Origin of the sequence: Streptomyces sp. NPDC059787 (genome assembly GCF_042732315.1) — a bacterium.
GTDB classification, from domain to species: Bacteria; Actinomycetota; Actinomycetes; order Streptomycetales; family Streptomycetaceae; genus Streptomyces; species Streptomyces atrovirens.
This window is the reverse complement of record NZ_JBHWHX010000015.1, coordinates 1-20,068: the sequence shown is the minus strand read 5'-3', so window position 1 is coordinate 20,068 and position 20,068 is coordinate 1. Positions and strand designations below refer to the sequence as shown.

Genomic DNA, 20,068 nt, shown 5'->3' with positions numbered 1-20,068 from the left:
TCAGCTCCGGGCCAGGATGCCGTCGATCTTGCCGGAGGCGTCCTTCAGGAGCCGGTCGATGTCCGCGTCCTCCTTGGTGAGGACGGCGGAGACGACTCCGTCGAGGACGGAGTAGAGCTGCTGGGCGTGCGGCGGCTCGATCTTCATCTCCAGTTGCCGGCTGCCGTCGAGGAAGGCCTGGTAGTTCTCCACCGGGACGTTGGCGTTGGCCTTCTTGACCTGCTGGTCCCTGTCGTCGGCGGCGCCGGTGAACAGGCGGGGTTCGGGCAGGCCGACGGGGGCGTCGTTCTTCTTGGCGCGGGCGTAGTCGCCGAGGAAGCCGTCGCCGGGGGTGAGGAACATGTGGTCGAGCCACTTGAGGCCGGCGCGGATCTGCTCGGGTGAGGCGTTCTTGTCGAACATGTAGCCGTCGCCGCCGATGAGGGTGCCTTCGCCGCCGGGCATGGGGGCGAGGGCGATGTTCTCGTACGCGGCGCCCTTCTCCTTGACGAGGATCGGGATGTTGTCGGGGGCGGCGAGGTACATGCCGAGCTTGCCGGCGCCCATCATCTGCTGGACGTCGTTGATGACGAGCAGTTGCTTGCTGCCCATCGACTCGTCCTTCCACCGCATGTCGTGCAGGGTCTGGAGCACGGCGTGGCCCTCGGGGGTGTCGACGGTGGCCTTCTTGCCGTCGGCGCTGACCACGTCGCCGCCCCGGGAGTAGAGCTCGGCGGTGAAGTGCCAGCCGCCCTGGTTCTGGGCGCTGTAGTCGGCGTAGCCGACGGTGCCGTCACCGAGTGCGGCGATCTTCTCGGCGGCGTCGCGGACTTCGGCCCAGGTGGTGGGCGGCCGGTCCGGGTCGAGGCCGGCCTTCTCGAAGAGTTCCCGGTTGTAGATCAGGCCCATGGAGTAGCCGGTGCGCGGGATGCCGTAGACCTTGCCGTCGACGGTGTAGATGTCCCGCAGCTGCTGCTGGATGGTGTCGTAGCTCTTCAACTCCTTGACGTACGGGGTGAGATCGGCCGCCTGGTTGATGTCGACGACGTGCCGTGCGTCGGTGAAGTACGTGTAGAAGACGTCCTCCATCTGCCCGCCGGCGAGTTTGGCGTCGAACGTCTTCGGGTCCTGGCAGGGGAACGCGTCGTGCGGGACGACGTCGATGTCGGGGTTCTTCTTCTCGAAGGCGGCGACGTCCTCTTCGAAGAACTGCCGGTCGACCTTGGCGCTCTTGGGCGGCATGCAGTTGACGGTGATGCGGGTCTTGCCGCCGGCGGCTTCGTCGTCGTCCGAGCCGCAGGCGGTGAGCGCGAGCGCGCCGACGCCTAGCGCGACGAGGGTACGACGGATCCCGGTGCTTCTCATCGGTGGACCCCTTAAGGGACAGGAGCGAGTGAACCCCTCGGAACAGGAGCGGTGGGCGGGGCACACTCAAGCACCGACGACATCGGTCCGCAAGATGTCGCGCAGAATTTGAAATTATTCGACAGCAGAGTGGATCTCAGGAACGGGGCGCCTGGGCGGTCGACCCCCGCACCACCAGCTCGGGTTCGAACAACAGCTCCTCGGGGGCCACCGCACTGCCGCTGATCTGCGCGTTCAGCAGTTCCACCACCGCCTTGCCCATGGCCTCGATAGGCTGCCGGACGGTGGTGAGCGGGGGCTCGGTGCAGTTCATCAGCGCCGAGTCGTCGTACCCGACGACGGATATCTGTCCGGGCACGTCGAGTCCCTTGCGGCGGGCGGCCCGTACGACACCGAGGGCGAGGGGGTCGCTGGCGCAGATGAAGCCGGTGACGCCCCGCTCGATGAGCCGGGAGGCGGCGGCGTGACCGCCCTCGATGGAGAACATGGCACGGGCGACGTGCTCTTCGGGCACCTCCCCCGCGACCGCGTGGGCGGCGGCCAGCTTGCGCGCCGAGGGCATGTGGTCGCCGGGGCCGAGCACCAGCCCGATGCGCTCGTGCCCGAGCGAGGCCAGATGCCGCCAGGCCTGCTCCACGGCCACGGCGTCGTCGCACGACACGGCGGGGAAGCCGAGGTGTTCTATGGCCGCGTTGACGAGGACGACCGGGATGTTGCGTTCGGCGAGCCGGCGGTAGTGGTCGTGGGGCGCGTCGGCCTGGGCGTACAGCCCGCCGGCGAACACCACTCCGGACACCTGCTGCTGGAGCAGCAGGTCCACGTAGTCCGCCTCGGAGACACCGCCCCGCGTCTGGGTGCACAGCACCGGCGTGAGACCGAGCTGGGCCAGCGCGCCGCCGATGACCTCCGCGAAGGCCGGGAAAATCGGGTTCTGCAGCTCGGGCAGGACCAGGCCGACCAGCCGGGCGCGCTCACCGCGCAGCTGGGTGGGCCGCTCGTAGCCGAGCACGTCCAGTGCGGAGAGCACAGCCTGCCGGGTGGCCTCGGAGACTCCGGGCTTGCCGTTGAGCACCCGGCTGACCGTGGCCTCGCTGACCCCGACCTTCTTCGCCACCACAGCAAGTCGTCGTGTCATGCACGCAAGAGTAGCGCAAGAAACGCAAGCGGCTTGCGTTTCCGCGCAAATCTGTCGTCAAGGCGCCGCCCAGAGCCCTCGGACATGTCCGAGGTGGCGGGTCATCACGGCCCGTACGGCCTCCGTGTCCCGGGCGAGCAGCGCGTCGAGCAGCTCCAGGTGTTCCTCGGCCGACGCCTCCAGCCGCCCCTGCTCCACCAGCGAGGTCAGCCCGTACAGCCGTGCGCGCCGCCGCAGGTCCCGGACCACCTCGACCAAGTGGCCGTTGCCGGCGAGCGCCAGCAGCCCCAGGTGGAAGCGCTGGTCGGCCTCGATGTACGCGATGAGGTCGCCGGCCGCGGCGGCGGTGACGATCTCCTCGGCGACCGGGCGCAGCGCATGGAGCGCCACCGGGTCCGCGGTGGCGGCCAGGTGGGCCGTCGTCGGGATCTCGATGAGTGCCCGGACGTGGGTGTACTCGTCGAGCTGCCGGTCGGAGACGGCGGTGACCCGGAAGCCCTTGTTGGGCACGGTGTCGACCAGCCCTTCCTTGGCGAGGTCGAGCATGGCCTCGCGCACGGGGGTGGCGGAGACCCCGAAGCGGGAGGCGAGGCCGGGGGCCGAGTACACCTCGCCGGGGCGCAGCTCCCCGGCGATCAGCGCGGCCCGCAGCGCGTCCGCCACCCGCTCGCGGTAGCTGGGCCTGCGGCCACCCAGGTCGGAGAGGGCGGTGTTCACAGGACGAACCCCGCCGGGAAGGGGTCGCGCGGGTCCAGCAGGTACTGGGCGGTTCCGGTGATCCAGGCCCGGCCGGTGAAGCTGGGCAGCACCGCCGGGCGGCCGGCCACCTCGGTGGTGCCGAGCAGCCGGCCGGTGAAGCGGGTGCCGATGAAGGACTCATTCACGAACTCGGTGTGCAGCGGGAGTTCGCCGCGCGCGTGGAGCTGGGCCATGCGGGCGCTGGTGCCGGTGCCGCAGGGCGAGCGGTCGAACCAGCCGGGGTGGATCACCATGGCGTGCCGGGAGTGGCGGGCGGTGGCGTCGGGAGCGGTCACCTGGACATGGTGACAGCCGTGGATGGACGGGTCCTCGGGGTGGACCGGTTCTCCCTCGGCGTTGATCGCCTCCATCAGGGACAGGCCTGCCGCGAGGATGTCGTCCTTGCGGGACCGGTCGTAGGGCAGTCCGAGCCGGTCCAGCGGCAGGATGGCGTAAAAGTTGCCGCCGAAGGCGAGGTCGTAGGTCACCGTGCGCCCGTCGGGCAGGGTGGCCTTCCGGTCGAGGGCGACGGCGAAGGACGGCACGTTGCGCAGGGTCACGGCGGTGGCGGCGCCGTCCTCGACCGCCACCTCGGCGACGACGACCCCGGCGGGGGTGTCCAGGCGGATGGTGGTGACCGGTTCGACGACCTCGACCATGCCGGTCTCGACGAGCACCGTCGCGACGCCGATCGTGCCGTGCCCGCACATCGGGAGGTAGCCGGAGACCTCGATGTAGACGACGCCCCAGTCGCAGTCGGGCCGGGTGGGCGGCTGGAGGATCGCGCCGCTCATCGCGGAGTGCCCGCGCGGCTCGTTCATCAGCAACCGCTTGACGTCGTCGCGGTGTTCACGGAAGTACAGGCGCCGTTCGTTCATCGTCGCGCCGGGGACGGTGCCGATGCCGCCGGTGATCACCCGGGTCGGCATGCCCTCGGTGTGCGAGTCGACGGCGTGCAGGACGAGTTTGCTGCGCATGTCCGGCCCTCCCTACGCGAGTCCGGCCGCGACGGCCTTCTCGGTGGCCGCGCGGACGGCCGCCTCCTGACCGGGCTCCAGCGGTACGCGGGGCGGGCGGCAGGGGCCGCCGTGACGGCCGACGATGTCCATGGACAGCTTGATGGCCTGCACGAACTCCACCCGTGAGTCCCAGCGCAGAAGGGGATGCAGCTGCCGGTACAGCGGCAGCGCGGTGTCGAGGTCGCCGCCGGTGGCGGCGCGGTAGAGCTCCGCGCAGGAGCGGGGCAGCGCGTTCGGGTAGCCGGCCACCCAGCCCTTGGCGCCGGCGACGGCGAGTTCCAGCAGGACGTCGTCCGCGCCGATCAGCAAGTCCAGTTCGGGGGCGAGTTCGGCGATCCGGTAGGCGCGGCGGACGTCGCCGGAGAACTCCTTGACGGCCTGGACGTACCCCTCGCCGTGCAGCCGGGCGAGCAGTTCCGGTACCAGGTCGACCTTGGTGTCGATGGGGTTGTTGTAGGCGACGACCGGGAGTCCGGCCGCGGCGACCTCGGCATAGTGGGCGAGGACGGCGCGCTCGTCGGCGCGGTAGGCGTTGGGCGGCAGCAGCATCACGGCCCGGCAGCCGGCCTCGGCCGCCTGCTCGGTCCAGCGGCGGGCCTCGGCGGACCCGTAGGCGGCGACGCCGGGCATGACGCGCTCCCCGCCGATCGCGGCGACGGCCGTCTCGACGACCCGGGCGCGCTCCTCGGGGGTGAGCACCTGGTACTCGCCGAGGGATCCGTTCGGTACGACGCCGTCACAGCCGTTGTCCACGAGCCAGGCGCAGTGCTCGGCGTAGCGGTCGTGGTTCACGGAGAGGTCGTCGTTCAGCGGGAGCGCGGTGGCGACGAGGACGCCGCGCCAGGGACGGTGGTCGGTCATGAGGGTCCTCTCTCGGTGTGCTGTTCGTGCTGTTCGTGCTGTTCATGCTGTTCGTGCTGTTCGTGCTGTTCGTGCTGTTCGGCGAGTACGCCCAGTGGCACCGGTCGGGCGAACGGCCGCCGGGACGGGACGGGTTCGCATCCGGCGAGCCCGGCGACCGCCGGTCCGCACATCCGGCCCTGGCACCAGCCCATGCCGGCCCGGGTGAGCAGCTTGACCGTGCGGGCGTCCCCGGCCCCGAGCGCGAGGGCCTCGCGGACGGCGCCCGCCGTGACCTCCTCGCAGCGGCAGACCACGGTGTCGTCGGTGACCCGGTCGGTCCAGTGGGCGGGCGGGGCGTAGGCGGCGTCGAGGGCGGCGGCGTACCCGCGCAGCCGGGCACGCGCCCTGGCGGCCGGGGCCCACTCACCGGGGTCGGGTACGGTGCCCCGCAGCCGGGCGGCGATCGAGCGGCCGGCGATGTGCCCCTCGGCGAGCGCGAGCGCGGCCCCGCCGACACCGGTGGCCTCGCCCGCCGCCCACACGCCGGGTACGTCGGTGCGCTGTTCCGCGTCGACGGCCACGGTGAGTCCGTCGAGGCGGCAGCCGAGGCTCTCGGCGAGGTCGGTGTGCGGGAGCATGCCGTGGCTCACCGCGAGGGCGTCGCAGGGCAGTCGGCGTTCGGTGCCGGGCCGGACGCGGCCCTGTGCGTCGAGGGCGGCGACGGTGACACCGGTGAGCCGGTTGTCGCCATGGGCACGGACGACGGTGTGGCGGGCGAGGAACGGCACGCGGTGGCGCAGCAGCCGGGCCGCGTACCCGGCGCCCTCGGGCAGCTTGCCGGCCAGCGCTCCGGTGTGCCGCAGCAGGCGGCCCGGGTCCGCGGACTCCACCAGCGCGGCGACCCGTACGCCCGCCGCCGCGAGCCCGGTCGCCACCGGCAGCAGCAGCGGCCCGGTCCCGGCCACGACGGCGGTCCGGCCCGGCACGACGAGCCCGCCCTTGAGCATGGCCTGGGCACCGCCCGCGGTGACGACTCCGGGGAGGGTCCAGCCGGGGAAGGGCAGCACGGTCTCGTATCCGCCGGTGGCCAGCAGTACGGCGGTGGCGCGCACCTCGGCCGGCTTCTCCTGCTCCGGTCCGAGCAGCGCGTGCACGGTCGGCCCGTCGGGTGTCCGTTCCACGCACCACACATGGTGCTCGCTCAGCACGCGCACGGAGCTGGTGGCGAGCCGGTCCCGCAGCCGGGTCCAGGTGCGCCACCGGTGGTGCAGGACCTGGGGGCGTTCCGCGCGGAGTCCGGCGGCGGGCTGCCGGTAGAACTGCCCGCCCGGTTCCGGAGCCGCGTCGACCAGGGCGACCCGCAGACCGCGCCGGTCCGCCGCGAGGGCCGCGGCGAGTCCCGCCGGTCCCGCGCCGATCACCGCGAGGTCAGTCCGCACGGCCCGTCCCCTCCTGGCTGCGGATCACGTCGCCCGGCCGGACCGGGACCAGACAGGCCCGCTGGTCGGGCCGGTCGTTCACGGTGACCAGGCAGTCGAAGCACACCCCGATCCCGCAGAACACCCCGCGGGGGCGTCCGCCGTCCCGGGTGGTGCGCCACGAGGTGACCCCCGCGGCCCACAGCACGGCGGCGACCGTCCGGCCGGGCAGCGCCTCGATCCGCCGTCCGTCGAAGGTGACCTCGAAGGCGGGTCCGGGCCCCGCCCCGGCGAGCTCCAGCGGATTCACTGCTCGGCCTCCTTCGTCGTACGGGGGAAGCGGTCGGGCCGGAACGGGGTCAGGTCCAGTTCCGGTGCCCCTCCGGTCAGGGTCCGGGCGATCAGCAGGCCGGTGCCGGTGGCCAGTCCGATGCCCGCGCCCTCGTGGCCGCACGCGTGGAACAGTCCGGGCGCCCGGGGGTCGGGGCCGATCGCGGGGAGGTGGTCGGGCAGATACGGCCGGAAGCCGGCGTACGTGCGCAGGGCCCGTACGCCGGCCAGGAAGGGGAACAGGCGGGTCGCCCCCGCCGCCAGGGCCCGCACCGCCGGGAGGGACAGGGACCGGTCGAAGCCGACCCGTTCCCGGCTGGCGCCGATGAGCACCGGTCCGGCGGCCGTTCCCTCCACCACCGGGGAGGTCTGCAGTGCCGCCGAGTCGCTGGCGACGTCGGCGACGTAGTCGGCGGCGTACACCTTGTGCCGGATACGGGGCGGTAGTGGCTCGGTGACCAGAACGAAGCCGCGTCGGGGCAGGACGGGCAGGGACACCCCGGCGCGGGCGGCCAGTTCGCCGCCCCAGGTGCCGGCCGCGTTGACGACGGCGGGTGCGTGCAGGTCGCCGCGGTCCGTGCGCACCCCGCGCACCGCGCCGTCGGCGGTGCGCAGGACCCGGGTCACCTCACGGCCGGTGAGCAGCCGGGCCCCGGAGGCGCGCAGGAGGTGGGCGGCGGCGAGGGCGGGCATCACCTGGGCGTCCTGCGGATAGCGCACGCCGCCCGCGAGGCCGGGCGCCAGACGCGGTTCCAGGTCGTGGAGCCGGTCGGCGGGGACGGGGTCGGCCGTCACCCCGGCGGCCCGCTGGGCGTCCGCGAACCGCCGCAGTCCGTCGAGCGTTTCGGGGGTTTCGGCGACGACGAGTCCGCCCTTGGCCTCGTACTCGACCGGCCTGCCCAGTTCCTGTGCCACCTGTGCCCACAACCCGTTGGACAGCAGGGCGAGTTCGAGTTCGGGGCCGGGCGCCTTGTCGGAGACGAGGAGGTTTCCCTCGCCCGCGCCGGTCGTGCCGCCGGCCACGGGGCCCCGGTCCACCACGGTCACGGCGAGGCCCGCCCGGGCCGCGTACAGGGCGCAGGCGGCGCCCGTCATCCCGGCGCCCACCACCACGACATCGCAGGTCAGCGGCTCGCTCACATCAGTAATATGTCACACAGCACTACCGTGGGGAAGAGGGCGGACGTCGTCGGCGACGGGCCGCCTCAGTCGGCGGAGCGGACCACTCTCAGGTGGGAGGCGGCGCGGCGGTACCCGCGCTTCCCGGACGGGGTGCGCTGCGCCTCGCGCAGGACCAGCGTCAGCCGGGTGCAGTCCATGCCCTGGAGGGTCGGGGTCGTCTCCGCGACGATCCGGCAGTCCGTGGCACCCCAGCGCGGGTCGGGGTGCAGCAACGGCCGCACGGCGCCGTCGTGTTCGGCGGCCTGCTCGCCGACGGCCCGCAGCCAGTGCGGCAGTCCGTGCCGGTAGGCGGCCTCCATGATGGGGTCCTGGGCGATGTCGCGGCGGATGGCCGCCAGGCCGTGGTCGTGGCCGTACCGTTCGACGGTCTCGGCGAAGTGGGCCAGCATCGGCAGGCACCAGCTCGACTCGTGGTCGCCGAGCACCGTGGCCGCGTCCGGGTGGAAGAGGACGAACCGGAGGAAGTTGTCGGCGGGCAGGGCCGTGGGGTGCGGCTCGACATCCTGGAAAAGCGACCGGAAAGCGGTGTTGGTGAGCAGCACGTCCCAGCGGTGGTCGACCACCAGGGAGGGGAAGGGGACCGCCTCCAGGAGGACGGCGTAGTCCTGCAGATAGGCCTGGGCCTCGGGAGTCCCGGGGACGGGCCGCGGTACCGGCCGCTGCCCTCCTGCCTGATGTGCCATCGGGAGGTCACCCCTCTTGCCTGTGCGGCCCTGACGCGGCGCCCCGATCCTGCTGCCCGCACGTGAGGTGTGTCAACTATCGTGGCATTTCATGCCGGTTGACGGCTGGAATCGGCCACAGTTGTGGCGAGACCTGGATGTGGGTTCCAGGCAACGGCTAGTCTCCGTGAAGTTCATGGCAATCACTTGTGAGAAGCCTGTGAGAGACGTAGGAGATCTTTCGGTGACGGGTGGCTTCGAGGGTCCGGGCGCCACGCCGACGACCGCGCTGCCGGCCGTCGTCGCCCGCGTCACCGCACTCGCCGACCGGCTGGGCGTGGCGCACACCGAGGTCTTCGGCGTCGGCCGGCTGTCCGCCGCCTCCGGTGTACCCGAGTCCGTGGTCAAGGCGCTGCTGAGCGGCCGGTCCGCGGGCGAGCCCGATGTGCAGGCGCGGTTCGTGCAGCGGCTGGACCTGCTGCGCCGCACCCGGCTGAAGCCGAACGGCCGCAAGTACACCCAGCAGGAGATCGCCGACGGCGCGGGCATGTCCCGGCAGCAGGCCGGCGCACTGATCAACGGCGACCGGCGCCCGACCATGGAGCACTGCGACGCCATCCAGCGGTTCTTCCGGGTGCACGCCGGTTTCCTCACCGCCGAGGACCCCGAGGCGCTCGCGGGCGCGCTCCAGCACACCGAGCAGGAGCTGCTGCAGAAACTCGCGGACCGGGAACGGGCGGCGGCGGCTCCGGCCGACGACCCGCTGGAGCGGCTGCTGCAGGACCACGGGGTGCGCGGCATCGCCTGGCGGGCCGCCCAGCTGCCCACCGACCAGCACCGCGACAAGGTCGCGGAGTGGCTGGACATGCTCCTGGAGAGCGTCCAGCGGCCCAGGGCCTGACCCTGGGCGACGCGCCGCCTGTACGGCGGGGGCGGGCCGCGGGGCGGGACGAGGCATCGCCGGGGTGTCCGGGGCCGGGCGGGCGATACCGGCACCCGGCGGGACCCGACTGTCAGTGGTGGGCGGCAAGCTGGAGGCGATATGTGACCGATCTCGACACGGGGAGAGCCGAGCGATGTCCACCGCCGTACTGACCGACCGCGAGCGCACCGCCGTCCAGGCCTATCTGCGGCTGCTGCACACGGTGCGCGCCGCCCTCGACACCCGGTCGGGCCCGCCGGGGCCCGTCGGGCCCCCGATGGTGCCGCCCTCCGTGCTCGCCGAGGCGGAGACCGCCCTGGCCCGGGCGGGCCTGGCCGGCAACGAGGAGGTGTTCTTCCGGATGCTGCGCGACTGGCACCCCAAGCCGTAGAAGGGGCGTCCCGCTCAGCCGTGCGGGACGGCGACCGCCGTCGCGACCAGGTCCTTCTCGGTGATCCAGCGACCGGTGAAGTGGTCGACCACCCGGGTGCCCACGCGCGGGCCGGGGACGAGGAGGGTGGCCCGGAAGCCGCCGCGGGTGTGGTCGCCGGGGTCGGCGAAGAGGTCGAGGTCGGCCTCCATGAAGTCCAGCCACTTCCCGGTGAGCGGGAACCACGCCTTGTAGACGGACTCCTTGGCGCTGAACAGCAGCCGGTCCCAGTGCACGGCGGGCAGTTCCTCGGCCAGCCCGCCGATCCGCGCCGCCTCCCGCGGCAGCGCCACGGAGGACAGGACGCCCCCGGGCAGCGGAGCGTGGGGCTCCGCGTCGATGCCGAGGGACGCCAGGTCGGCGGTGCGCACCAGGGCGGCGGCGCAGTAGCCCTGGCAGTGGGTCATGCTGCCGGCCAGCCCGTCGGGCCAGACGGGGGCGCCCCGCTCACCGGGCAGCACCGGCTGCGCGGGCACACCCAGCTTGTCCATGGCGCGGCGGGCGCAGGAGCGTACGGCGGTGAACTCCCGGCGGCGCTTGGGGACGGCGCGCTCCATCAGCGCCTCCTCCCCGGGGTACAGCGGGGCGTCGACGCCCTCGTCGCCGTGGGCCTCGACGGCGACCACCGTCCGCGGCAGCAGTTCCTCGATCATCGCCCCTCGTCCTCCCCCGGCACGATCCGGCGCAGCCGCCCCGGCGGCTGTTCCCGCTTGCGCCATTCGCGCGGGTAGCCCACCGACACCTCCTCGAAGCGGACGCCGTCCTGCCGGGTGGTCCGGGGGATGTGCAGATGGCCGTAGACCATGGTGTGGACGGGGAACCGCCGGTGCCAGTCGTCGGTGAGCACGGTGCCGCACCACATGGCGAACTCGGGGTACCACAGGACGTCCGTCGGATGGCGGTGCAGCGGCCAGTGGTTGACCAGGACGAGCGGCAGTCCGTCCGGCACCTCGGCCAGCCGGCGCCCGGTCTCGTCGACCCGGGCCCGGCACCAGGCCTCCCGGCTCGGGTACGGGTCGGGGTGCAGCAGCCGCTCGTCGGTGCAGACGACCCCGGTGCCGTGCGCGTACTCCAGTCCCTCGTCCTTGGTGGCGCACCCGGAGGGCAGGAACGAGTAGTCGTACAGCAGGAACAGCGGTGCGACGACGACCGGGCCGCCGGGACCGTCCCAGACGGGGTAGGGGTCCTCGGGTGTGATCACCCCGAGGTCGCGGCACTGTTCGACCAGATGGTCGTAGCGGGCGACGCCGCGCAGCGTGACCGGGTCGCTCGGGTGGGTCCACAGCTCGTGGTTGCCGGGTACCCAGACGACCTTGGCGAACCGGCCGGCCAGGGTCTCGAGGGCCCAGCGGACGTCCTCCACGGTCTCCGCGACGTCACCGGCCACGAGCAGCCAGTCCTCGTCCGACTCGGGCCGTATGCCGTCGACCAGGGCACGGTTCTCGGCGTAGCCGATGTGCAGGTCGCTGATGGCCCACAGCTGTCCGCCGCCGTCCGTCCCCGACATCACCCGTCTCCCCTTCAGCCGTCGCACACGCCCTCACGAACGAGATCACATCCGTGCCGCCGGAACAAGCACGGCCCGTCACCTGTGTGTGGTACGGGAACGGCTGTCGAAGCCCTATGATCTGCCCCATCACCACCGTCGTGAAACGTCCTGCGCACAGGGCGGTTCGGTGACCCTCCACACTCCTGCCCGGGCAGCGGGCCACTGAGCCCTGCCCGCGAACCCCGGAAGGCGGCCTGCATGGTCTCTCGCGTACGCGTCTGGCTCAACCGCACGTACGCGGAGAACGTGTTCTTCATGGATCAGCTGCGGAGAAATCCCGGCGGCCGGGCCGTCGAGATCCACGCCACCCACGGCGACCCCGACTCCCCCGTGCTGGCCGCCGCCGACACCGCCGAACTCGAGCCCGAGGGGCTGTCCCCGGCGGCGTACGTCGAGTACGCGCTCGCCCAGTGCGAGCGGCGCGGCATCGACGTGTTCGTGCCCCGGCTGCACCAGGCGGCGATCGTCGCGCACCGCGCCGAGTTCGAGGCGGTCGGTACGGCGCTCCTGGCGCCGCCGCCCGAGGCGGTGGCCGTGTTCCACGACAAGGTGACCGCCTATGAGGCGGTCCAGGCGATCGGGGTGCCCGTGCCGCCGTGGTGGCGGGTCCGCAGCGCGGACGAACTCGTAGCGGCGGTCGGCGAGTTGGAGGCGGGCGGGTACCGGGCCTGCTTCAAGCCCGCGTCCGGCGCGGGCGGGGTGGGCTTCCGCGTGATCACCCGCACGTCCTTCTCGCTCACCCAGCTGAGCGGCTTCCCGAGCCCGTACGTGCCGCTCGGCCTGGTGCTGGACGCCCTGCGGGAGGCCGACGAGCCGGTGGACTGGCTGGTGATGCCCCGGCTGGAGCAGCCCGAGGTGTCGGTGGACTGCCTCACCGGCACCGACAACCGGATCCGGCTGGCGGTGGGGCGCACCAAGAACGGCCGGCGCAGGGGCTTCACGCTGCACGAGCAGTGGCTGGAGCCGGCCCGGCGGATCGCGGAGGGCTTCGGACTGCATCATCTGTCCAACATCCAGTTCCGGATGCTGGGCGAGCGGCCCGTGCTCATGGACGTCAACACCCGGCCGGCGGGCGGACTGCACCAGTTGTCGCTGTGCGGGGTGAACGCCCCGTGGGCCGCCGTGCGGCTGGCGCTCGGCGAGGACCCGGGCGAGCTGGTGCCGCCGTTCCTGGGCCAGGACTACACGGTGGTGTCGGGTCCGCGTCCGCTGCTGCCGGTGACGTTGCCGCAGCAGCGTGCCGACGTGCCCACGGCCGCGCCCGCGCTGGGGGCCGTACCGGCTCCGGCCGCGTCCGTGGAGCCGCGGACGGCGACCGGGGCGCGCACGTAGAAATTTTTCCGGGGAATTTCCGCCGGGGGTGTATCAGGGGCCGGGCCGCGTGCTCTTGATGGTGAAGGCGACTTGGGGAAGCCGCCGGGGGGGAAGCACGGGGGAACGGGGGGCTCGGGTCGGTCGGCCGCTGTCACGGGGGGCGACCGGCCGGCCCGAAGCCGTGTGCCATGTGCCGTGCCGGCTAGCCGAGGTAGGCGAGGCCGGGGTGGACGGCGGTGTAGCCGTCGACGAGACGGCGGGCCACGTTCACGGAATCGACGAGCGGATGCAGCGCGAACGCCTTGACGGCCGTCGCGCGGGAGCCCGACCGGGCGGCGGCGAGCACCTCGCGCTCGACGGCCTTGACGGCGCAGACCAGACCGGTGGCGTGGTCGGGCAGCGGGTGGACGGAGACGGGGTGCGCACCACTGGCGTCCACCAGGCAGGGGACCTCGATGACGGCGTCCCCGTCCAGGGGCGACAGGGTGCCGCGGTTGCGGACGTTGAGGATCAGGGTGGTGCGTTCGTCGCGGGCGATCGCCCGCATCAGGGCGAGCGCCACGTCCTCGTAGCCGCCGGACAGGTCCTCGGCCTCGCGTTCGCCCGCGCCGGCCGCCTCCCGGTTCTCGGCCATGTAGGTGGCCTCGCGTTCGGCGCGGGTGCGGTTCCACAGGTCCAGGGCGGGGACGTCGGGTCCGGTCACCCCGGCGTAGAACCGTGCCTGCTGGTCGTGCAGGAACGCGCCCCGCGTCTGCTTCGCCTCCTGGTAGGCGCGTACGGCCTCACGGTTGAAGTAGTAGTAGTGCAGGTACTCGTTGGGGATCGCGCCCAGGGACCGCAGCCAGTCGGTGCCGAAGAGCCTGCCCTCCTCGAAGGAGCCGAGCAGGACGGGGTCGGCGAGCAGGCGCGGGAGTTCGTCGCGGCCGGCGACCCGCAGACCGCGCACCCAGCCGAGGTGGTTGAGGCCGACGTAGTCGATCCACGCCTCCCGCGGCCGCGCGCCGAGCGCCCGGGCGACCCGGCGGCCGAGGCCGACCGGTGAGTCGCAGATGCCGATGACGCGGTCGCCGAGGTGACGGGACATGGCCTCGGTGACCAGGCCGGCGGGGTTGGTGAAGTTGATGACCCAGGCGTCGGGGGCGAGGCGGGCCACCCGCCGGGCGATGTCGACGGCGACGGGCACGGTGCGCAGACCGTAGGCGATGCCGCCCGCGCCGACCGTCTCCTGGCCGAGCACGCCCTCGGCGAGGGCGACCCGTTCGTCGTTCGCCCTGCCCTCGAGGCCGCCCACGCGGATCGCGGAGAAGACGAACGCGGCGCCGCGCAGCGCCTCGTCGAGGTCGGTGGTGACGGTCACCTCGGGTGCGTCGGGCACACCGGTGGCCTGTTCGGCCAGCACCCGGGCGATCGCGCGCAGCCGCCCGGCGTCCACGTCGTGCAGGACGACACGGGTCACCCGGCCCTCGGCACGGTCCCCGAGCAGCGCCCCGTACACCAGCGGCACCCGGAATCCCCCACCGCCCAGAATCGTCAGCTTCACATCCGCACCTTCCCACCACGACGAACCGGGACGACCCTACTCGTGGCGAGACCGCGCCGGGGTACGCTCCGCCGACCCGACCCACCGGAGGACAGCCGGACATGACCAGCCGCTCCGCGCCCGACCGTCTGCTGTCCGTGCTCGCGGCCTTCGACCACGCGCACCCGGCGCTGACGTTGACGGACATCAGCCGCCGGGCCGGGCTCACGCTGACCACCGCGCACCGGCTCGTGGGCGAGCTCGCCCGGTGGGGTGCCCTGGAGCGGGACACGTCGGGGACGTACCACGTCGGGCTGCGGCTGTGGGAGCTGGCCGCGCTCGCCCCGCGCGGGCCGGCGCTGCGGCAGGTCGCGCTGCCGTACCTGGAGGACCTGTACGAGGCGACGCACGAGAACGTGCAGCTGGCGGTGCGTGACGGGGGCGAGGTCGTCTACACCGAGTGGCTGTCGGGGCGTTCGGCGGTCGGCGTGCACATACGGGTCGGCGCCCGCTGGCCGCTGCACGCCACCGGGGTCGGTCTCACCCTGCTCGCGCACAGCGACTCCGGCTTCCAGGAGGAGTACTGCGCGGGCCCGCTCGCCTCCTTCACCCCGTACACGATCACCGAACCCGAGCTGCTGCGACGGGTGCTGGCCGAGGTACGGCGCTCGGGCGTCGCGGTGAGCGACCGCCAGATCACCCCGGACGCGCTGTCGGTGGCGGCGCCCGTGCGCGGCCCCGACGGCACGGTCACCGCCGCGGTGTCGGTCGTGGTCCCCCACTCCGACGCCCGCGTCCCCACTCTGACCCCGGCCCTCCGCCTCGCGGCCCGCGGCATCTCCAGAGCCCTGGGCTGGCACCCGACCGCTCCGGCCCCGCCGAAGACACCTGAACCCCCGCACCCGTCCCGGCCCCCGGCCGCCCCGGCGCACGCGAAGACACCTGACGCTTCTCCCCCACGGCCCGACACCGACCCCCGGATCACCGACAGCCCGGCTTCCGCCTCACAGTCACGGACGGCCTCGGCCCGGCAGCCGGACACCCCGGCGCGCGGCGGAGCTGCTCCAGGGACCGGCTCCTCCCACGGCCCGACACCCGACTCCCGCCCGCGGGTCACCGGCAGTCGGGTCCCGGGGAAAGCGGACACGGCTGAGGAGCCGACTCGTCACGTTCCCGCAGCCCCGAGACGGCAGCCGGGCGAGCCGGAGCCCATGACACCGCCCCTCCCCTCGGCCGGAACGTCGGATCGACCCGCCCCGCGTGTGCGGAGCCGCGTCGAAATCCCTCTCACCGGTGAGGACCGGGCTCCCGGTTCCTCGTGATACTGGTACGGCCCCCGCCCCGAGGAGCCGCTCATGTCCCTCCGGTCCGCCTTCGCACCGGTCGTCGTGCGCTGGCGTACGGCGAGTCCGTACGCCCTCGACACGGCGCTCGCCGCGCTCGTGCTGTTCGCCGTCTCCCTGCAGTGGGTCTTCCCCGACGAGGGTGACGACCGGCTGACCTGGCAGGGCTGGCTGCTCGGTGCCGCCACGGCCGTACCACTGGTCTGGCGGCGGCGGGCACCCTGCACGGCCGCGTGGGCCGTGTCGGTCGCCACCCCGGCGCAGGCGCTGTACCACGCTCCCCCGCCGGACGTGATGTACGGCGGGATGGTCGTCCTGTACACCCTGGCCGCCCTGGGCAGGCCCTGGCAGCGCCGGATGATGCTCGCGGGCTGGGTGATCGGGGTCGTCGTGACCATGCAGCACCTGGCGGGCGACGAGCCCTTCGAGTACGCCTTCCACCTGATGGGCCTCGTCTGCGCCTACGCCCTCGGGGTGCTCGCCCGGGTCCAGCGCGCGTACACCACCGAGCTGGAGGACCGGGCCCGCCGGCTGGAACGGGAGCGGGCCGCGGACACCGCGCGGGCCCGCGCGGAGGAACGCGCCCGTATCGCCCGGGACATGCACGACATCCTGGCGCACGCCGTGAGCCTGATGGTGGTGCAGGCGGAGGCCGGACCCGTGGTGGTGCGCAAGGATCCGGAGCGCGCGGAGGCCACGTTCGACACCATCGCGACGACCGGACGGGACGCGATGGCCCAACTACGGCGCATCCTCGGCGTGCTGAAGGAGGAACGGCCGGACGACGAGGCCGCGCGGCGGCTGCCGCAGCCGAGCCTGGCGGCGCTGCCCCTGCTGGTCGGCCAGGTGCGGGACTCCACGGGGCTGCGCACCGAACTGCGCACCACGGGCATACCCTGCCCGCTGTCCTCGGACACCGAGGTCGCCGCCTACCGTGTGGTCCAGGAAGCTCTCACCAACACCGTGAAGCACGCCCGTGCCTCCCGCGCCGTGGTGGAGCTGGACTGGGCGGAGGACCAGGTGACCCTCACGGTGACGGACGACGGGCGGGGCACCCCCACGCCGGCCGGCGGACACGGACTGATCGGCATCCGGGAGCGGGCCGCCGCCTGCGGGGGCAGCGCCGAGACCGGCAGCGGCCCGGACGGCGGCTTCCGGGTCGTCGTACGTCTGCCGGTGGCCGCCGACCGGGAGGGGGCCCTCGGGTGAGCATCCGGGTGGTCGTCGCCGACGACCAGGAGCTGGTCCGGGCCGGCTTCGGCATGATCCTGGACGCCCAGGACGACATCGAGGTGGTCGCCGAGGCCGGGAACGGCGAGGAGGCCGTCGCCGCGGTGCGCCGGCACGCCCCGGACGTACTGCTGCTGGACATCCGCATGCCGGTGATGGACGGCCTGGAGGCGGCCCGCCGGGTGTGCGCGCAGTCGGGCTGCAAGGTGGTCATGCTGACCACGTTCGACCTGGACGAGTACGTGTACGAGGCGCTGTACGCGGGTGCCAGCGGCTTCCTGCTGAAGGACGTCCGCAGGGACGACCTCGTGCACGCGGTGCGGGTGGTCGCGGCCGGTGACTCGCTGCTCGCCCCGGCCGTGACCCGGCGGCTGGTCGCGGACATCGTGCGGTGCCGCCGGGAACGGGCCGCCGCCGAGGCCACCACCCCGCAGCGGCTGGACGCGCTCACCGCCCGCGAGGCGGAGACGCTGCGGCTGCTGGCCCGGGGACTGTCCAACGCGGAGATCGCGACGACCCTGTTCGTCAGTGAACACACCGTCAAGACCCATGTGAGCAACGTGCTGAGCAAGCTCGGTCTCAGGGACCGGGTGCAGGCGGTGATCTGCGCGTACGAGACGGGTCTGATCGCCCCGGGCTCCCCCTGAGGAGTGAGTGAGGGGGCCGTCTCCCCCGTACGGGCGAGGGCCGCAAACCGCTCCCTCGGGCGATCCGGCACACCGCCCCGCGGCACGAGTCTGGGAGGCGACGGAGAACCAACTCGCCGGGAGGGACCGTGCTTTCCGCACTCGCCCGGGCGGCCACCCGCCGCCCCTTGACCGTGATGCTCCTGTGGGGGCTCTTTCTGCTGCTGGGATTCGGGCTGGGGACGGGCGTGTTCGCGCGGCTCTCCGACGACGTGTCCGACGTGCCCGGAACCGAGTCGGAGTCGGCCGCCCGGTACCTGGACCGGGTGGACCCGGCGGGCGAGTCGATCACCGGCGTGGTGACCGGCACCGCCGTCTCGGACCCGGAGCTGCGCGCCGAGGTCGAGCGGGCCGTGGCCGACGTGCGGACGGTCGCCGGGGTCGCCGCCGTGCCCGACCCGTACACCACGCGCGGTCTGACCGCCGAGGACGGACGGGCGCTGATCATCCCCGTCACGCTCGAGGGCGGTCTGGACGACGACGCCACGGAGCTCACGCTCGACGCGGCGGCCGAACGGATCAGGGAGATCGACGCCCCCGACGTCCACGTGAGCGGAGGCCCGCTGCTGGGGCAGCAGATCGCCGAGCGGGCCCAGGAGGACGTGAAGAACGCCGAGTTGATCTCCCTGCCGGTGGTGCTGGCGCTGCTGCTCGTGGTGTTCGGCGGGCTGCGCTCCGCGCTGCTGCCGCTGGTCGTCGCGGTCAGCGGGATCGCGGGGGCCTTCCTGGCGTTGTTCCTCTTCAGCGAGGTCACGGAAATCTCCGTGTACGCGATCCAGGTGACGACGATGCTGGGGCTCGGGCTCGCCGTGGACTACGCCCTGCTGATGCTGGTGCGGTTCCGGGAGGAGCGCCGGCACACCGAGGACGTCGTGGAGGCGGTGCACCGCACGGTCGCGGCGGCCGGGCGGACGGTGCTGTTCTCCGGGCTCACGGTGGCCGTCAGCCTGACCGGACTGCTGGTCTTCCCGAGCGTGTTCCTGCGCAGCATGGGGCTCGCGGTCGCCGCCGTGGTCGTCATCGACATGCTGGCCGCGCTCACCCTGCTGCCCGCGCTGCTGGCCCGGTTCGGCGGGCGGATCGCCCCGGCGAAGGACCGGCCGGAGGGCGAGGAGGGCCGGCTCTTCGCCCGGATCGCCCGCTTCGCGGCCCGGCGCCGGATCGCCGTACTGGCCGTGGCCGTCCCGGTGCTGCTGGTCCTGGCGGTGCCGGCGGCCGGGATGAAGATCGCCCTCGGGGACGCGCGGCAGCTGCCCACGGACACCGAGGCCCGGCAACTGCACGACACCGTGGACGGCCACTTCCCGCCGGGGGCCGGGGTCACGCCGGTCACCGTCGTCGTCCGGCCCGGTGCCGACGGCGCGACCGTCGACGGGATCCGCGCGCTGTCCCCGGCCACCGCGTCCCGTGAACTGCCGGGCGGCGCCACGGTGCTGGAGATCCGGCCGCCCGGCGCGGCCGACGGCGAGGAGGCGACCGGGCTGGTCGAGCGGGTACGGGAGGTACGCGGCGACGAACCGGTCGAGGTCACCGGGCCCGCGGCCCGGCTGGTCGACTTCCGCGAGATGCTCGCCGAACGGGCACCGTGGGCGGCCGTGACCGTCCTGGCCGGCATCTTCGTGCTGCTGTTCGCGTTCACCGGTTCCGTGCTGCTGCCGCTGCGCACCGTCGCGACGACGCTGCTCAGCCTGGGCGCCGCGCTCGGTGCGGTGGTGTGGGTCTTCCAGGACGGTCATCTGGCCGGGCTGCTGGGCGCCGAGGGGCTGGGCTCGCTGAGTCTCACCGCGCCGCCGCTGATCGTGGCGATCGCGTTCGGACTGGCCATGGACTACGAGCTGTTCATCCTGGCCCGGATGCGGGAGGCCCGGGAGCGCACCGGTGACGACGCGGAGGCCGTGGTGGACGGGCTGCGCCGTTCGGGCAGGGTGGTCACCTGTGCGGCGCTGCTGCTGGCGGTCGTCTTCACCGCGTTCATGACGGGCGGCTTCTCGCCCATCCTGCAGATCGGTCTGGGGGTCACCCTGGCCGTCCTCATCGACGCGACCGTCGTGCGCATGCTTCTGGTGCCGGCCACCATGTCCCTCCTCGGGCGCCGCGTCTGGTGGGCTCCGGCACCGTTGCGGCGGGTCCACGAGCGCTTCGGGCTCCGCGAGGAGCCCGCGGAGGCGGCTCGGCCGCGGGTGCCGACGGGGGTGTGAGGCCCGTACACCGCCGGCGGCTCCTCATCGCACGTGCCGTCCGCACACATCCATCGGCGCAGGAGTGCGGCACCGCTTGCTTCCGGGAGCACCGGCCGCCTTGTCTTCGCCCCCTCCGCCCCTCCCCTTCCCGTCCCTGGGGGCTCCGCCCCAGACCCCGTTCGCGCCCATACCCCCCCCCCCCGGGGGGGGGGGGGGGCAGGGGC

18 protein-coding genes and 1 pseudogene are annotated in these 20,068 nt (G+C 73.3%); 7 read left to right on the top strand and 12 right to left on the bottom strand.

Annotated elements, in window-relative coordinates:
- The 9 genes from ACFV5H_RS16655 to ACFV5H_RS16615 form a co-directional block, all read right to left on the bottom strand.
- Window positions 1–1,344: an ABC transporter substrate-binding protein gene (locus tag ACFV5H_RS16655; protein ID WP_385195414.1), complete on the bottom strand. Its 1,344-nt coding sequence runs from the start codon at window positions 1,342–1,344 to the stop codon at window positions 1–3.
- Between the two features lie 136 nt (window positions 1,345–1,480).
- The gene (locus tag ACFV5H_RS16650; protein WP_385056645.1) at window positions 1,481–2,479 is read right to left on the bottom strand and encodes a LacI family DNA-binding transcriptional regulator; all 999 of its coding nucleotides are present in this window, start codon (window positions 2,477–2,479) and stop codon (window positions 1,481–1,483) included.
- A 57-nt stretch (window positions 2,480–2,536) separates the two neighbouring features.
- Window positions 2,537–3,196: a GntR family transcriptional regulator gene (locus tag ACFV5H_RS16645; RefSeq protein WP_385056648.1), complete on the bottom strand. Its 660-nt coding sequence runs from the start codon at window positions 3,194–3,196 to the stop codon at window positions 2,537–2,539.
- Window positions 3,193–4,194 carry a proline racemase family protein gene (locus tag ACFV5H_RS16640; RefSeq protein ID WP_385056649.1) on the bottom strand — a complete coding sequence of 334 codons (1,002 nt, stop codon included), beginning with the start codon at window positions 4,192–4,194 and terminating at the stop codon, window positions 3,193–3,195. The genes ACFV5H_RS16645 and ACFV5H_RS16640 overlap by 4 nt, the downstream gene beginning before the upstream one ends.
- A gap of 12 nt (window positions 4,195–4,206) precedes the next feature.
- A complete protein-coding gene (locus ACFV5H_RS16635) occupies window positions 4,207–5,097 on the bottom strand; it encodes a dihydrodipicolinate synthase family protein (RefSeq protein ID WP_385195411.1) in 891 nt (296 codons plus the stop codon).
- Window positions 5,094–6,518 (bottom strand): FAD-dependent oxidoreductase, encoded by a 1,425-nt coding sequence (locus tag ACFV5H_RS16630; protein ID WP_385195409.1) that lies wholly within the window; start codon window positions 6,516–6,518, stop codon window positions 5,094–5,096. Before ACFV5H_RS16630 ends, ACFV5H_RS16635 begins: the two co-directional genes overlap by 4 nt.
- Window positions 6,508–6,807, bottom strand: coding sequence for a (2Fe-2S)-binding protein (locus tag ACFV5H_RS16625; RefSeq protein WP_385056658.1), 300 nt, complete (start codon window positions 6,805–6,807; stop codon window positions 6,508–6,510). The genes ACFV5H_RS16630 and ACFV5H_RS16625 overlap by 11 nt, the downstream gene beginning before the upstream one ends.
- Window positions 6,804–7,967: an NAD(P)/FAD-dependent oxidoreductase gene (locus ACFV5H_RS16620; protein ID WP_385195406.1), complete on the bottom strand. Its 1,164-nt coding sequence runs from the start codon at window positions 7,965–7,967 to the stop codon at window positions 6,804–6,806. The genes ACFV5H_RS16625 and ACFV5H_RS16620 overlap by 4 nt, the downstream gene beginning before the upstream one ends.
- Before the next feature lie 65 nt (window positions 7,968–8,032).
- On the bottom strand, window positions 8,033–8,692 hold the full coding sequence (locus tag ACFV5H_RS16615) for a hypothetical protein (protein ID WP_385056664.1): 660 nt from the start codon (window positions 8,690–8,692) through the stop codon (window positions 8,033–8,035).
- 223 nt (window positions 8,693–8,915) lie between these two features.
- Here ACFV5H_RS16615 and ACFV5H_RS16610 point away from each other — a divergent pair, with 223 nt between their 5' ends.
- Entirely contained in the window at window positions 8,916–9,572 is a 657-nt protein-coding gene (locus ACFV5H_RS16610) for a helix-turn-helix domain-containing protein (RefSeq protein ID WP_385056666.1), read from the top strand.
- A gap of 175 nt (window positions 9,573–9,747) precedes the next feature.
- Complete coding sequence (locus ACFV5H_RS16605) at window positions 9,748–9,984, top strand: hypothetical protein (protein ID WP_385056669.1); 237 nt, start codon at window positions 9,748–9,750, stop codon at window positions 9,982–9,984.
- A 14-nt stretch (window positions 9,985–9,998) separates the two neighbouring features.
- Here the strand turns inward: ACFV5H_RS16605 and ACFV5H_RS16600 are convergent, their stop codons facing one another.
- A complete protein-coding gene (locus ACFV5H_RS16600) occupies window positions 9,999–10,676 on the bottom strand; it encodes a 4'-phosphopantetheinyl transferase (RefSeq protein WP_385195403.1) in 678 nt (225 codons plus the stop codon).
- Window positions 10,673–11,530 carry a metallophosphoesterase family protein gene (locus tag ACFV5H_RS16595; protein WP_385195401.1) on the bottom strand — a complete coding sequence of 286 codons (858 nt, stop codon included), beginning with the start codon at window positions 11,528–11,530 and terminating at the stop codon, window positions 10,673–10,675. Before ACFV5H_RS16595 ends, ACFV5H_RS16600 begins: the two co-directional genes overlap by 4 nt.
- Window positions 11,531–11,770: 240 nt before the next feature.
- Between ACFV5H_RS16595 and ACFV5H_RS16590 the strand changes: the two genes are divergently transcribed.
- Window positions 11,771–12,904: an ATP-grasp domain-containing protein gene (locus ACFV5H_RS16590; protein ID WP_385056676.1), complete on the top strand. Its 1,134-nt coding sequence runs from the start codon at window positions 11,771–11,773 to the stop codon at window positions 12,902–12,904.
- A gap of 184 nt (window positions 12,905–13,088) precedes the next feature.
- Here the strand turns inward: ACFV5H_RS16590 and ACFV5H_RS16585 are convergent, their stop codons facing one another.
- Window positions 13,089–14,426 (bottom strand): 6-phospho-beta-glucosidase, encoded by a 1,338-nt coding sequence (locus ACFV5H_RS16585; protein WP_385195398.1) that lies wholly within the window; start codon window positions 14,424–14,426, stop codon window positions 13,089–13,091.
- A gap of 101 nt (window positions 14,427–14,527) precedes the next feature.
- Here ACFV5H_RS16585 and ACFV5H_RS16580 point away from each other — a divergent pair.
- The 4 genes and pseudogenes from ACFV5H_RS16580 to ACFV5H_RS16565 all read left to right on the top strand — a co-directional run.
- Window positions 14,528–15,277: pseudogene (locus ACFV5H_RS16580) on the top strand (IclR family transcriptional regulator); the annotation flags it as partial.
- Window positions 15,278–15,760: 483 nt separating this feature from the next.
- Window positions 15,761–16,957, top strand: coding sequence for a sensor histidine kinase (locus tag ACFV5H_RS16575; RefSeq protein WP_385195395.1), 1,197 nt, complete (start codon window positions 15,761–15,763; stop codon window positions 16,955–16,957).
- A complete protein-coding gene (locus tag ACFV5H_RS16570; protein WP_385056683.1) occupies window positions 16,954–17,625 on the top strand; it encodes a response regulator in 672 nt (223 codons plus the stop codon). Before ACFV5H_RS16575 ends, ACFV5H_RS16570 begins: the two co-directional genes overlap by 4 nt.
- A 128-nt stretch (window positions 17,626–17,753) precedes the next feature.
- On the top strand, window positions 17,754–19,862 hold the full coding sequence (locus ACFV5H_RS16565) for an MMPL family transporter (protein ID WP_385195392.1): 2,109 nt from the start codon (window positions 17,754–17,756) through the stop codon (window positions 19,860–19,862).
- Window positions 19,863–20,068 lie beyond the last annotated feature (206 nt).

What these genes read in the sequence shown, in the direction of transcription:
- ACFV5H_RS16655 (WP_385195414.1), bottom strand. Translation starts at nt 1,344, where the DNA reads ATGAGAAGCACCGGGATCCGTCGTACCCTCGTCGCGCTAGGCGTCGGC.
- ACFV5H_RS16650 (WP_385056645.1), bottom strand. Translation starts at nt 2,479, where the DNA reads ATGACACGACGACTTGCTGTGGTGGCGAAGAAGGTCGGGGTCAGCGAG.
- ACFV5H_RS16640 (WP_385056649.1), bottom strand. Translation starts at nt 4,194, where the DNA reads ATGCGCAGCAAACTCGTCCTGCACGCCGTCGACTCGCACACCGAGGGC.
- ACFV5H_RS16635 (WP_385195411.1), bottom strand. Translation starts at nt 5,097, where the DNA reads ATGACCGACCACCGTCCCTGGCGCGGCGTCCTCGTCGCCACCGCGCTC.
- ACFV5H_RS16615 (WP_385056664.1), bottom strand. Translation starts at nt 8,692, where the DNA reads ATGGCACATCAGGCAGGAGGGCAGCGGCCGGTACCGCGGCCCGTCCCC.
- ACFV5H_RS16605 (WP_385056669.1), top strand. Translation starts at nt 9,748, where the DNA reads ATGTCCACCGCCGTACTGACCGACCGCGAGCGCACCGCCGTCCAGGCC.
- ACFV5H_RS16600 (WP_385195403.1), bottom strand. Translation starts at nt 10,676, where the DNA reads ATGATCGAGGAACTGCTGCCGCGGACGGTGGTCGCCGTCGAGGCCCAC.
- ACFV5H_RS16595 (WP_385195401.1), bottom strand. Translation starts at nt 11,530, where the DNA reads ATGTCGGGGACGGACGGCGGCGGACAGCTGTGGGCCATCAGCGACCTG.
- ACFV5H_RS16590 (WP_385056676.1), top strand. Translation starts at nt 11,771, where the DNA reads ATGGTCTCTCGCGTACGCGTCTGGCTCAACCGCACGTACGCGGAGAAC.
- ACFV5H_RS16575 (WP_385195395.1), top strand. Translation starts at nt 15,761, where the DNA reads ATGTCCCTCCGGTCCGCCTTCGCACCGGTCGTCGTGCGCTGGCGTACG.